This window comes from Streptomyces aurantiacus (assembly GCF_001418335.1).
Taxonomy (GTDB): Bacteria; Actinomycetota; Actinomycetes; order Streptomycetales; family Streptomycetaceae; genus Streptomyces; species Streptomyces aurantiacus.
In genome coordinates, this window is sequence record NZ_LIPP01000038.1 from 29,000 (window position 1) to 43,323 (window position 14,324).

7 protein-coding genes are annotated in these 14,324 nt (G+C 71.6%); all 7 read left to right on the plus strand.

The genetic code is table 11. From position 1 onward, the window contains the following. Positions 1–95 precede the first annotated feature (95 nt). On the plus strand, positions 96–356 hold the full coding sequence (locus AOK01_RS06555; protein WP_055509396.1) for an acyl carrier protein: 261 nt from the start codon (positions 96–98) through the stop codon (positions 354–356). Beyond that, on the plus strand, positions 353–2,299 hold the full coding sequence (locus AOK01_RS06560) for an aminotransferase class I/II-fold pyridoxal phosphate-dependent enzyme (protein ID WP_055509398.1): 1,947 nt from the start codon (positions 353–355) through the stop codon (positions 2,297–2,299). The genes AOK01_RS06555 and AOK01_RS06560 overlap by 4 nt, the downstream gene beginning before the upstream one ends. A 7-nt stretch (positions 2,300–2,306) precedes the next feature. Further along, complete coding sequence (locus AOK01_RS06565) at positions 2,307–4,028, plus strand: D-alanine--poly(phosphoribitol) ligase (RefSeq protein WP_245702138.1); 1,722 nt, start codon at positions 2,307–2,309, stop codon at positions 4,026–4,028. Positions 4,029–4,039: 11 nt separating this feature from the next. Then, positions 4,040–11,911 (plus strand): type I polyketide synthase, encoded by a 7,872-nt coding sequence (locus AOK01_RS06570; protein WP_055509400.1) that lies wholly within the window; start codon positions 4,040–4,042, stop codon positions 11,909–11,911. 81 nt (positions 11,912–11,992) lie between these two features. Then, complete coding sequence (locus AOK01_RS06575) at positions 11,993–12,871, plus strand: thioesterase II family protein (RefSeq protein WP_063792745.1); 879 nt, start codon at positions 11,993–11,995, stop codon at positions 12,869–12,871. Further along, positions 12,859–13,938, plus strand: coding sequence for an SAM-dependent methyltransferase (locus AOK01_RS06580; RefSeq protein ID WP_055509402.1), 1,080 nt, complete (start codon positions 12,859–12,861; stop codon positions 13,936–13,938). The genes AOK01_RS06575 and AOK01_RS06580 overlap by 13 nt, the downstream gene beginning before the upstream one ends. 20 nt (positions 13,939–13,958) lie before the next feature. Beyond that, the coding region (locus AOK01_RS06585) for a PEP/pyruvate-binding domain-containing protein (protein ID WP_281181314.1) at positions 13,959–14,324 on the plus strand (366 nt) is incomplete at its 3' end.

Sequence of the window (14,324 nt, forward strand, 5' to 3'; positions counted from 1 at the left end):
ACGCCCACCGCCCGCACGGCCGCCGCGGTCACCACCGGGGCGTAGCCAGGCCCTGGCCAGGCCAGAGTCCGCCGGAAAACGAGCCGAGGACGACCATGAGCACCCAGCAGTCAATCATCAACTACATCGCCGGCGTGTGGCTCGACGGCGACGCCGAAGGCCTCGACGCGCAGGTCCCCATCGCCGAGCTCAACATCATCGACTCGGCCGGGATCTTCGACCTCGTGCACTACCTCCAGGACGACTTCCGTATCACCGTCCCGCTGCAGGAGATCTCCCCGGCGAACTTCCGGACGGTCGACACGATGGCAGCGCTCGTCGAACGGCTGCGGCGCGAGGGAGAGGCCGTCCGATGACGAACGTCACTGGGGACAGGCAGGACAGCAGCGGCAGCGGCAGCGGCGTCCAACGTCAGGTGGTCGACATCATCGCCTCACGGACGCTGTACGACGAGTCCTACCTCCTGCCCGACAGCCACTTCGAGGCGGAACTCGGCATCGACTCGGTCATCTTCGAATCGATACTGGCCTCGGTGCGGGAGCGGTTCTCCCTGGTGGCGCCGCTGCCACCGGGACTCGCCACGATCAACGACCTCGTGCACGCGGTCGAGCAGGCCCGCCACGCCCCTGCCGCCGACGCTCCCGCGCGGCCGGACACCAGGGGCACCACAGTCACTACGGGCGCCGGAGTCACCGCGGCCCCCGAAAGGGACGCGGCGCTCCTGGAGGCGGTCGTCACCACCACGATGCGGCACACCCAGTACGAGCGCGATCAGTTGGCTCCCGGCGCCGACTTCGAGAGCGAGCTCGGCATCGACTCCGTGGTACTGGCCTCGATCGTGGCCGACGCCGCCCGTGAACTCGGCCTTCCTCCCACCCTGGCGGGCACCGTCACCGCGACATCTCTGCACGAGCTGGTGGAGTCCCTGCGCCCGTACCACGACGGCACGCGGACGCCCCGGGTGGGCCAGGCGCCCGCCGCCCACGGCCGGGACGCGGCGCAGGCCGCGGACGAGGCCTCCGCGGATTCGACCACGGCGTGGGACGGCCGTTCCATGAAGGACTTCGTGGAGGAGCGGGACGGCGACCTGTTCGCCAAGGCCCGCAGCTTCGGCAGGTACCTGCGGCGCCGTGAGGCCGACCGGCTCTACTGGTACGGCATGCCGCTGCACTCCCCTTCCTCGAACCGCGCCGTCATCTTCGACGAACTGGAGGGCCGGAAACGCGAGTTCCTCATGTTCGCCTCCAACAACTACCTCGGCCTCGCCAACCACCCCCACGTGATCGAGGCCGTCTGCGACGCCACGCGCCGGTACGGGGCCACGCACACCGGCTCCCGGTTCATCGGCGGGACCAACATGCTGCACAAGGAGCTGGAGCGGCGCCTCGCGGCCTTCAAGGAGCGGCCGGCCTGCATCGTCTATCCCGGCGGCTACGCCGCGAACATCGGTGCGATCTCCGCGCTGGTCAAGAGTTACGACACTGTCGTCGTCGACAAGCTCAACCACATGAGCATCGCCGACGGGGCCCGGCTCTCCGGCGGCATCCGCAAGATCTACCAGCACAACGACATGGCCGACCTGGAACGCATCCTGAAGCGCTCCGACGAGGGGCCCGGCGGCAAACTCGTCGTCGCCGACGGCGTGTTCAGCATGCACGGCGACATCTGCGACCTCCCGGAGATCGTCCGGCTGGCCAAGGAGTACGGCGCCCGGGTCATGATCGACGACGCGCACTCCACCGGCGTACTCGGCCGGCGGGGATCCGGTACGGCCGAGCACTTCGGGATGAAGGGCGAGGTCGACCTCGAACTCGGAACGATGAGCAAGACGCTCGCGGGCATGGGCGGCTTCGTCGTCGGCGAGGAGGAGGTCGTCGAGTACCTCCGCTTCTACTCGAACTCGTACGTGTTCGCCGCGAACATCCCCGCGGGCGTCGCCGCCGGCCTCATCGCGTCGATCGACGTCATCGAGTCGGAGCCCGAGCGGATCGCGAAGCTGTGGCGCAACATCCGGCTGCTGCACAGCCAGTTGGCGGACGCCGGCTTCGACCTGGAGAACACCCGCAGCGCGATCCTGCCCCTTGTCATCGGCGACGAGCGCAAGGCGATGGAGATGGGCCGCGCGGTGCGCGCGAGGGGGCTCTACTGCCAGACGGTGGTGTTCCCCGGCGTGCCGCTCGGCGACGCGCGGCTGCGGGTCAGCGTCACCTCGGAGCACACCCGGGACGACCTGGAGACCGCCGCGGGCATCTTCGTCGAGGCCGGCCGCGAGGTCGGTGTCCTGCCGTCGGCGGGGTGAGGCCACGATGACGGAAACAGCCATGACGCGGATGCCGCACAACCACAACCACGACACCTCACGGAACGGCTCCGGCACCTCACTGAACGACTCGGACACCTCCCTGATCCGGCTGGCGCGTTCGCTGTCCTCGGAGCAGGCGGCCCGGCCGGCCCTCGTCGGTGCGCGGACCGTCACCTACGGCCGGCTGCAGGCGGACGTCGCCGCCGTCGCGTCCGGTCTGCTCGGGCTCGGTGCGGCGATCGGTGACCGGGTGGCGATCTGGATGGACAAGACGCCGCGCTACGCCGAGGCGATTCTCGCGGCTCTGCAGGCCGGCTGCGCCTACGTCCCGCTCGACGGGGGCCAGCCGCCCGCCCGGGTGGAAAGCATCCTCGCGGACTGCGAACCGGTGGTGCTCTTCACCGACCACCGCCACCTGGAACTGCTCGCCGGCCGTGAACTGCCCACGTCTGTACGGACAATCGTGGTCGACGACGACACCGGCCGGCAGATGAACGGCGCCGGTGCCGGGACCGGGGCGGCAGTCGGGGCGGGGGCAAGGCGGCCGACGGCACCGATCCGGCCGTGGGCCGACTTCGTGGCGGGCGCGGCGGGACACGTCGTGTTCCTGCCCACGCCGGAACGGGACGATCTCGCCGCGATCCTCTACACCTCCGGCTCGACCGGCACACCCAAAGGAGTGCGGATCACCTACCGGAACCTGGCGACCTTCATCCGCTGGGCACGCGCCGAGCTGGCCGTGGGCCCGGACGACGTGTTCGCCAACCACGCCTCCTTCAACTTCGACCTGTCGACCTTCGACCTGTTCACCGCGCTGTCGGTGGGCGCCGCCCTGTGGATCGTCGCCGACGACCAGGCACGCGACGTACCGGCGCTGGCCGAGGGAATCCGTGAGCACGGCGTCACGGTGTGGTACTCCGTGCCCTCCGTGCTGAACCTCCTGACCCGGTCGGGAGCGCTCACCGCCGACACCGTGCGCACCCTGCGGTACGTCCTCTTCGCCGGCGAGGTCTGCCCCATCGGGCAGTTGCGGGCACTGGCCGCCCGGCTGCCCGAGGAGACGGAGCTCTACAACCTGTACGGGCCGACCGAGACCAACGTCTGCACGTACCACCGGGTCCGCCCGCAGGACCTGACGCGGGACGAGCCCGTGCCGATCGGCACACCGGTGCCCGGTGCCCGCGTGTCCGTCGTCGACGAGGACGGGCGCACGCTGCACGGGCCCGAGGCGTTCGGCGAGTTGATCGTGGCGGGTGACTGCGTCACTCCCGGCTACTGGCGGCAGGAGTCCCACCCGGCCGCCGCCGGACACCGCGAAGGCCGCCACGCCACCGGGGACCTGGTGAGCTATGAGGGCGACAGCCTCGTCTACCGCGGACGCACGGACCGGATGGTCAAACTCTCCGGCTACCGCGTCGAGTTGGGCGACATCGAGGCCACCGTGCTGAAGCACACGGGCATCGCCTCCGCCGCCGTCGTGGTCGACACACAGGGCGCGGAACCACGGATCGCCCTCTACTACACCCTCGACCCGGGTGCCCGCAGGCCCAACCTCATCGAGATCAAGCGGCACTGCGCACAGCACCTGCCCCGCTACATGCTGCCCCACCTGGCCACCTGCCTTGAGGAACTGCCTCACAACGCCAACGGCAAGACCGACTACCACCGCCTGGGCAGCGGGACAGCCGGTCCTGTCCGGCACCCACAGGCCGTGCCCGGCAAGTGACGGAGACGCTCATGAACCTTGATCCCACCGAGACACCCTGGCAGGGGAAAGAGCCGAAGACCGTCGCCGGGCTGCTGCGGCACCATCTCGAACACCGTCCGGACGCGGTCGCCTACCGTTTCCTCGCCGGAGCCGGGAAGGGCCCCGGCGGCACCGGCCCCGACCCCGGCACCGATCCCGGCGGTGAGTCGTGGGACTACCGCGAACTCGACCTGCGTACCAGGGCCGTGGCCGCACTCCTCCAGCGCGAAGGCCTGACCGGCGCACCGGTCCTGCTGCTCCATCCCCCGGGACTCGACTACGTCGCCGCCTTCCTCGGCTGCCTGTACGCCGGAGCCATAGCGGTACCCGCCTACCCTCCGGACACCCGGCGGTTCGGCCAGACCATGCCCCGTCTCGCGGCCATCGCCCGGGACTCGGGGGCCACCCACGCCCTCACAACCGGGGCCCTGTCCCGCTTCGCGGCCACGAAACGACGCGAGATCGACGCGCTCGGGCTCGCCGGTCTGCGCTGGCTGGCGCTGTCCGACCTCGGCACCGCCGGAGCCGACGACTGGCGTGAACCCTCCGTCGGGAGCGACGCGACGGCTTTCCTGCAGTACACGTCCGGTTCGACCTCGTCCCCCAAGGGCGTCATGGTCAGCAACGGCAACCTGCTGCACAACCTCCGCTCGATCCACCGCAGGCTGGAGCACGACGCCGCGTCGGGCATGGTGTCGTGGCTGCCCCCGTACCACGACATGGGTCTCATCGGCGGCATCCTCACCCCCCTGTACGGCGGGTTCCCCGCCCATCTCATGTCGGCGATGTCCTTCGTACGGCATCCGCTGCTGTGGCTGGAGACGCTGTCGCGGACCCGGGCGTCCACGAGTGTCGCCCCCAACTTCGGGTTCGAGCACTGCGTACGCCGGATCACGGACGAGCAGCGGGACGGCCTCGACCTGAGCCGCTGGAGGCTGGCGCTGAACGGCGCCGAGCCGGTACGCGCCGACACCCTCGACCGGTTCGCCGAGCGGTTCGCGCCAAGCGGTTTCGAACGCCGCGCCCTGCTGCCCTGCTACGGCCTCGCCGAGGCGACGCTGATGGTGACGGGCGTCGGCGCGCACGAACCGCCGCCGGTCGGCGCGTTCGCACCCGCCGCACTGGGTGCCAAAGTCGCCGAGCCGGTGCCCCTGTCGGGGCCGCAGGGCGAGCGGGCGATCCGGCTCGTCGGGTGCGGCCCGGCCGTCGACGGGGTGGACGTCGCGATCGTCGACGCCGACACGCGACGGCGGATCGGCGCCGAGGGGCGAATCGGCGAGATCTGGCTCGCGGGCGGGAGTGTGGCACACGGATACTGGCGCCGCCCCGAGACCAGCGACGAGACCTTCCGGGCCCGTATCGACGGCGAAGGGCCGAAGGCCTTCCTGCGCACGGGCGATCTCGGCTTCGTGCGCGGTGGCCACCTGTATGTCGTCGGCCGTATCAAGGACGTCGTCATCGTGCAGGGCCGCAACCACTACCCGCAGGACGTCGAACTCACCGTCGAGCGGGCCGACGAGGCGATCCGGCCGGGCTCGGGCGCGGCCTTCTCGATCGAGGTCGACGGCGCCGAGGAACTCGTCGTCTGCTACGAGGTCGAGGGCAGGCGGGTCGACGCCGCGCCCGCGCTCCTGGCGAAGCTGCGCACGGCGATCGCCGAGGAGCACGACGTCACTCCGCACGCCGTCGTCCTCCTCAAGAGGTCGACGGTCCACAGGACGACCAGCGGCAAGATCCAACGGCACGCCTGCAAGCGGGACTTCCTCGGTCTCGGCCTCACCGTGGTGGCGGCCAGCGTCACGAGGGACGCCGACACGATTCCTCCCGGGGGCGACCTCGCCGGCCTGCCCTCCAACCTGTCCGCCGGCGTGCGCCGGCAGCGGGTGACCGACGCGGTCACGGAGGCGCTGACGGGGGTCCCGGCGACAGCCGGCGCGCCGGACGTGACCGGCTGGACGTTCTCCGAACTCGACCTGGACTACCCGGCGCTCCTCGACGCCGTACGCGGCCTGGAGGAACGGCTCGGCACCAGGATCGCCCTGGGCGGGCTGCTGGCGCGTCCGCTCGTCGACACCCTGATCAGCCTGCTCGCGGGTGAGGAACCCGGAGAGGAGGCGGCCGGCTCCTCCCGCGCGGGCACCGTGCGGTCCGCCGGCCGGTGGGAGCCTGCTGCCGTCGAGGCGTGGCTTGTCGAGGAGGTGGCGAGGCGTCTCGGGTTGCCGGCCGCCGCGGTCGACGTCACCCAGCCCTTGGCGTCCTTGGGCCTGGACTCGAAGCAGGCCGTCGCGATCCTCGCGGAACTCGGCGCCAGGACAGGGCACGAGATGACCACGGGCACCGCTTTCGAGCACCCGACCATCCGGGCCGTCGCGGCCCACGTCGGCACTCAGGGTCGAGCCGTCGGCCCGACTGTCCCGGCGGCAGCGTCTGCAGCGCGCCGGAACACCCGCCACGAGGACACCGCGCACGAGCCGATCGCGATCATCGGCATGGGATGCCGTCTCCCGGGAGCGCCCGACACGGACAGCTACTGGCGGCTCCTGGTGGACGGACGCGACGCGATCACCGGGGTGCCCGGCGGCCGTTGGGCCACCGAGCAGGTGAACGCCCCCGCGTTCGGTGGCTTCGTCGACCGCGTGGACGAGTTCGACGCCCGCTTCTTCGGCCTGTCGGCGAGGGAGGCGACGCGGATGGACCCCCAGCAGCGGCTGCTCCTGGAGACCGCCTGGCAGACCGTGGAGGACGCGGGTCTCGACCCGACCGGGCTCTCGGGCACCTCGACCGGAGTGTTCGTCGGCATCAGCAGCCACGACTACTCCGAGCTGCAGATGAGCCGGCTGGAGACGATCGACGTCCACGCGGCCACCGGCAACGCGCACTCCATCGCGGCCAACCGGCTGTCGTACACGCTCGACCTGCGCGGGCCGAGCCTCGCGGTGGACACCGCGTGCTCGTCGTCGCTCCTCGCGGTGCACCTCGCCTGCGAGAGCGTGCGGCGCGGTGAGTGCGACTCGGCCCTGGCCGGCGGAGTCAACCTGCTGATCTCACCGGGGCTCTCGGTGGCGTTCGCCCAGGGCGACATGCTCTCCCCCGACGGCCGGTGCCGTACGTTCGACGACTCCGCGAACGGCTACGTACGCGGTGAGGGCGTGGGCCTGGTCCTCCTCAAACCCCTCTCCGCGGCGCTCGCCGACGGCGACCCGGTCCATGCCGTCATCCGGGGATCGGCCACCGCACACGGCGGCAGGAGCAACGGCCTGACGGCGCCGAGGGGTTCGGCCCAGCGGTCCGTGATCGAACGGGCCCTGGACCGGGCGGGGCTGCGCGGATCGGACATCGACTACGTCGAGGCGCACGGCACCGGCACCTCGCTCGGCGACCCCGTCGAGTGGGAAGGCCTCGCGGCGGCCTACGGAAGCGGCCGTCCCGAGGGCGGTCGCTGCCTCGTGGGGTCGGTCAAGACCAACATCGGCCACCTGGAGGCGGCCGCGGGCATCGCCGGGCTCATCAAGGCGGCCCTCGTCGTACGGCACCGCCAGGTTCCGCCGACGCTCCACCTGCGCACCCCCAACCGCCGGCTCGCCTGGGAGAACGCCGGACTCGACGTGCCGACCGAACTCATCGGCCTGCCGGACACCGGCACCGTACGGGCAGGTGTCAGTTCGTTCGGGTTCGGCGGGGCGAACGCACATCTGGTACTCGAATCGGCCCCCGACCCGGACCCGATCGACGCGGTGGCCCCGAAGCGGCCCACGCACGCCCTGTGCCTGTCGGCGCACACACCGACGGCCCTGGTCACCCTGGCCCAGCGCTGGCGCACACACCTGGCCGCCCATCCCGACGCGGAACTCGCGGACCTCTGCCGCACGGCCGGCACCGGCCGGGCCCAGCTCGCCCACCGGGCGGTCGTCACCGGGGGTTCCCAGGAGACGTTCGACGCCGCGCTCGACGCCCTGGCCCGCGGCGGCCCGTCGACCGCCGTGGTACGCGGCCGGACCCGGCCAGGACCTGCGCCGAAGGTCGCGTTCCTCTTCAGCGGCCAGGGCACGCAGTACACGGGCATGGGCAAGGGCCTGTACGACACGCACGGCGGGTTCGCCCGCACCTTGGAACGCGCCGACCGCGTCCTGCGGCCCCACCTCGGCGTCCCGCTGACGGAGCTGCTGTTCGAGGAGGGCTCCGCCGACCGGCTGGCCGGCACCCGTTACTGCCAGGCCGCCCTGGTGGCGCTGGAGGTGGCGCTCGCCGAGCTGTGGATCTCGCTGGGTGTGCGGCCCGCCGCTCTGCTCGGGCACAGCATCGGGGCGTACGGCGCCGCCTGCGTCGCCGGGGTGATGTCCCTGGAGGAGGCTCTGACGCTGGCCGTCGTGCGGGGCAGGCACATGGCCGAGCAGCCCGGCGACGGCGCGATGATCGCCTGCGCCGGGGACGAGGAGACGATCCGCGCGGCGGCCTCGGCCGGCGACCCGGTCGTGGTCGCCGCCGTCAACGCCCCCGGGCACCTGGTGCTGTCCGGGGCACGCACGGAGATCGACAGGGTACGCGCGCGGCTTGAGGGCGAGTCCGTCGTCGTCAGGCCCCTCGCGGTGTCGCACGCCTTCCACTCCCCGCTGATGGCCGGTGCGGCGCAGCCGCTGCGCACCGCGGCCCGGGGCGTCACGTTCCGGGAGCCGGAGATCCCCTGGGTCTTCGACGCCACGGGAGAGCTGGTCACCGGGGCGGTCGGGGCCGACGACTGGGCACGGCACCTGCTGGGTCCGGTCCGTTTCGCCGACGGCTTCGCGACGCTCCGTGGCCTCGGCTGCGACGCCTTCGTGGAGATCGGCCCGCATCCGACGCTGCTCAACATGGCGCGCACCATGACGAGCCGCGACGACGACGAGTCGGCGCTGTGGCTGCCCTCCCTGCGCCGGGCACGCGGCGGCCCCGCGGGGGACGGTGACTGGCAGACCCTGCTCCAGTCGCTCGGCCGTCTGCACTGCGCGGGCGGGCCCGTGGACTGGGCCGCGCTGGACGAGGGTGCGCGCAGGCCGCGGGTCCCGGTACCGCACGCGGTCCTCGAAGGGCAGCCGTACTGGTTCTCTCCACCGTCACGGCCGGACACCGCCGAGGACCGGCCGGACCCCGAAGCCGTACGGGTGTCCGTGGCGCCGCCCGCCGCCACCGGTGCGCAAGCGGACACGGACGCGGTCCGGAGCGCGGTGCGGAGCACGGTCCGCGGCGAGGTGCTCGACCAGGTGGCACGGGCCTGTGGCTTCCCGCCCGAGCAGATCCCCCTGGACGCGCGGCTGGGCGCGGATCTCGGTTTCGACTCGCTGATGCGGACCGAACTCGAACGCGCCCTCGCCCGGCGGTTCCCCGCGCGTCTCGACAGGTACCGGGAGTCGGTGCCCGAGGACCCGACCGTCGGCCGGCTGGTGGCCCTGCTGGACACCAGCGGCCGTAAGCCGTCTCCGGGAGCCGGCGCTCCCCCGGAAGACGGCGATTCCCCAGGTAGCGGCGCCTCCCCGGCCTCCGCCGGCCGTCCACGGCCCGTGGTGCCGGCCGGGCCCGTGCCTCCGGTGGACGGTTCCGGTCCGCCGGTGAAGCAGGAGCGCGAGTTCGAGGAGTGGGCCGAATACGCCGAACTCCAGGGCCGGCTGCGCCAGACGACGGCGAGCGGCTCGAACCCGTACGGCCGGATCCACGAGGGCCACAACGCCGGCCACGCCTCCGTCGACGGTCGCCGGGTCATCAACTTCTCCTCCTTCAACTACCTCGCGCTGTCTCATCACCCGCGGGTGCGCAGGGCGGCTCAGGAGGCCATCGACCGGTACGGCACGTCCAGTTCGGCGACGCCCCTGCTGTTCGGCGAGACACCGCTGCACCACGAACTGGACGCCGAGATCGCCTCGTTCCTCGGCACCGAGGCCGCGATCGTCTTCGCCGGGGGCCACGCCACGAACGTGGCGACGATCAGTCACCTCTTCGGACCCGACGACCTGGTCCTGCACGACGAGTGGATCCACGACAGCGCGCTGCGCGGCTGCATGCTCTCGGGCGCGCGGCGCAGGCCCTTCCCGCACAACGACTGGCGGGCGCTGGACTCGATGCTGGGCACGCTGCGCGCACAGCACCGGCGGGCTTTGATCCTCGTCGAGGGCGCGTACAGCCAGGACGGCGACCTTCCCGATCTGCGCAGGTTCATCGACGTGAAGCGGCGTCACGGCGCGATGCTGATGATCGACGAGGCCCACTCGATCGGCGTCCTCGGACGCACGGGCCGGGGCATCGGCGAGTACTTCGGTGTCGACCGCCGTGACGTCGATCTGTGGATGGGCACACTCAGCAAGGCCATCGGCAGCCTCGGTGGTTACATCGCGGCCCGCGAACCGATCATCGAGTACCTGCGGTTCACCGCTCCGCTGCACATCTTCAGCACCGGCATCTCACCGGCGAACACCGCTGCCGCCCTGGAGGCGATCCGTGTCATCAGGGACGAGCCACAGCGCGTGGCCCGGGTGCGGCACCTGTCCGAGCACTTCCGCGACTCGGCGCGGGCGCGCGGCCTCGACATCGGGGTGTCCCGTGCCTCCGCGGTGATCCCGGTCGTCATCGGCGACTGGGAGAAGACGATGGCTCTCTCCAACTCCCTGCTGGAGCAGGGCGTGAACGTGATGCCGATCGGCTATCCGGCCGTCGCGCGCGACGAGTGCCGGCTGCGTTTCTTCATCAACGCGGACCACAGCGAAGAAGACCTGGAACACTCTCTCGACCTCCTGGGACGAGCCATGTCACAGCACATGCCGCAGCACATGCCGGAGAACACGCGGGCCCCCGCACCCCGCCTCGCCCCCTCCAGCTCCGGCGACCGGGTCGCGGAGGTCCTGGTCACCGGGGCGAGCGGTTTCATCGGCGGTCATCTGACCCGTCGGCTGGCCGAACACGGCCACCACGTGCGGGTGTTGGTCCGCAAGGGCAGTGACCGTTCCGCCTTCGAGGGAGTCGACGTCGACGTGGCGACCGGTGACCTGAGCGACCCGGAGAGCCTGCGCCGCGCCACGGCCGGTGTGCGGCACGTCTACAACTGTGCGGGCATGTCGGCCGACTGGGGCCCGTGGGAGGAGTTCAGGCGGATCAACGTCGACGGCAGCCGCAACCTCGTCGAGGCCGCCCACGAGGCGGGAACCGTCGAACGCCTCCTCCATCTCAGCACCACCGACGTGTACGGCTATCCGGTCATGCCCTGCGACGAGCGCACGGAGCCCAGGGACATCGGACTGCCCTACAACCGCAGCAAGGTGCTGGGCGAGCGTGCCGTGCTGCAGGCCGCCGAGCGGACCGGTCTGCCGGTCACCGTCGTGCGGCCGGTGTCGGTCTACGGGCCGCGCAGCAAGGACTTCGTGATCGAGATCGCGACACTGCTGCTGAGCCGGCAGATGGTCTACGTCCGCGGGGGCGCCGTACCGGCGGGCCTCCTCTACGTGGGCAACCTCGTCGACGGAATGATCGCCGCGTGCGCGTCCGACGCCGCGGTGGGCAAGGCGTACAACATGCGGGACCCCGATCCGACGACATGGCGGGAGTACGTGGACGCGCTGGCCCGCGGTCTGGGGGCGAAGCCTCCCTTGCTCAACCTGCCGAGTCCGGTGGCGCGCGGCGTGGCCACGGTCTCCGAGAAGCTCTACGGCGCCTTGCGGATCAAGTCCCGCCCGGTCCTCACCCGCCATGCCGTCCATCTGCTCGACCGTGACCAGGCCCATTCCATCGACCGGGCGCGCGACGACTTCGGGTTCAAGAGCGAGGTGGGTTTCGAGGAGGGCATCGAGCTCACGCTGGCCTGGCTGGACTCACCGGAGGGCCGCGCACTCGTCACCCGCTGACCCACTGCCGCTCCCGCTGTCACCGCTACTGCTACTGCCACTGCCGTCAGACATCAGGACATCCGGACCGAGAGGACCTACGTGCACACGATCGAGCGGCCGGCGAGGGGTCCTTCGCCTCCGCGGCCACCAACCGCCGGATGGTTCCACGGCTTCGGCCCGAGCACCGACACCGGCACCGCGCCCCTGCGTCTCGTCTGCGTTCCGTACGCGGGCGGCACGCCGTCCGTCTACCGGAACTGGGCGGCGCACCTGGGCGACGGCGTGGACGTCGTCCCCGTCCTCCTGCCCGGCCGGGGACTGCGCCTCCGGGAGGCGCCGTACATCGCCGTTGGTCCGCTGGTCGCCGCTCTCGTGGACGCGTTCGTCGAGCACGAACTCGCCCATGACTACGCCCTGTTCGGGCACAGCATGGGCGCGCTGCTCGCCTACGAGGTCGCCTGTGAGCTGCGCGACCGCGGGCTGCCCGAGCCGGCGCACCTCTTCGTGTCGGGCAGCAAGGCGCCGCACCTGTACGGCGATCGCCGTGACCACACCCTCTCCGACGCGGATCTGCGGCAGCTGGTGCGTGACCTCGGAGGCCTGGGCGCCGACGACACCATCGGCAGCTCGTACCTGGAACGGCGGCTGCCGGTGCTGCGCGCCGACCTCACCGCCTGCGAGACCTACCGGTGGACCCCGCGCCGGCCCCTGAGCTGCCCGATGACCGCGTTCTCCGCCACCCGTGATCCGATCGCGCCCCCGCACGAGATGGAGGCATGGCGCGTCCACACCCGTGGCTCACTCCTGCGCCACCACATGGAGGGTGACCACTTCTTCCTCAACGGCCCCGCGCGGCCGCACCTCCTGCGCGAGATCCGTGCCGAACTCGCCCGCCGTTCCGACGGCTCGGGCCACCCGGGGACGGCGGAGCGAGACCGACTGCCCACTGCGAAGAGGGAACCCTCATGGATCTACTGAGCCTGGCCAGGACCGTCAAGGACCGGGTGGAGGCGCCGATCACCGATGTGCTGGCCGTGGCGAAGGTCGTCACCGATCCACGGACCCCCCTGCTGCTGGCCCTGTCCACCGTGGTGGTCACTCCCCTGTACCGGGCTGCCTTCCTGGCGTCCGCCTCGGGTTCGGGCGTGCTGCGGTGTCTGGCCGTGCGCCCCTGCGACCTGGACAGCCTCGTCGAGTACCTGGAGGTGCCGGACGACCGGGAGCGGCTGCGCGTCTGGCTCGACACCGGTGTCCGCCTCGGTGAACTCGACGTGCGCGAGGGGTGCTACCGCCTGAGGAGCACCATGGCCAAGCTCCTCGCCCAGGCGGGGAACGACGCGGTGGCCGCCGCTCTCGAAGAGATCATGCGCTTCCATGTGCCGGCGCTCCTGGACGCGCCCCGGATGCTCAAGGAAGGGCGTCGCTTCTCCCTCGACGACCAGGACGGTACGGTCATCGCCCGTTCCTCCCTGGCGTTGCAGGGCATGGTGCACGAGGCGATCGACCGGCACCTGGAGCGCTCCGCGCCGGTCCGGCTGCTGGAGATCGGCTGCGGTACGGGGGCCTACGTCCGCCACGCCGCGCGGCTCAACCCCCGCCTGACCGCCCTCGCGGTCGACCTGCAACGGGAGGTGGCGCTCCGGGCCGCCGACAACATGGCCGCATGGGGGCTCACCGACCGCGTGGAGACCCGTCAGGGTGATCTGCGCGCCCTCGAACTCCAGCCCCAGTTCGATCTCGTCACCCTGCACAACAACATCTACTACTTCCCCGAGGACGAGCGGGTCGAGATGCTGGCACGGGCCCGCTCCTTCCTCGCGCCCGGCGGCCGGCTGCTCCTCACCTCGTCGTGTCAGGGCGGCGGCAACGCCGGGCTCGACGTACTCAACCTCTGGTTCGAGTACGCCGACTTCGGTGGCCCGCTGCCCCGGGAGGACGAGCTGGTCGGCCAGCTGGAGAAGGCGGGGTTCGCCGACGTCCGGGCCGCCCGGATCATCCCCACGCAGCCGTTCCGCGAGTTCGTCGGAACCAACGTTCGAGCCTGACCGGGCCAGGAGACCTCATCATGAACACACGAACGGCAAGCACTCCGGCCCCCGCTCCGTCCGGCACACCGTCGGACGCGCCCTACCGGGAACTCGTGACCGTGCTCGGTCACACGCCCGGCGCCGGTACCGAGACTCTGGGCGGCAAGGCCGCCCGGCTGAGCGAGATGATCGAGGCGGGACTGCCCGTCCCGCCCGCGTTCTGCCTGACCACCGGGCTGTTCGACCTGTTCCTGCGCGAGACCGGCCTCGCCGCGGACATCCGGGCCGCCGAAGCCCGCGCCGCGGACCCCCGGACCGTCCGCGAACTGATCACGGCCCGGGAGATGCCCGAGCCCCTCACCCGTACGATCCTCGCCGCCTACGAGGACCTGGGCCGGCCCAGG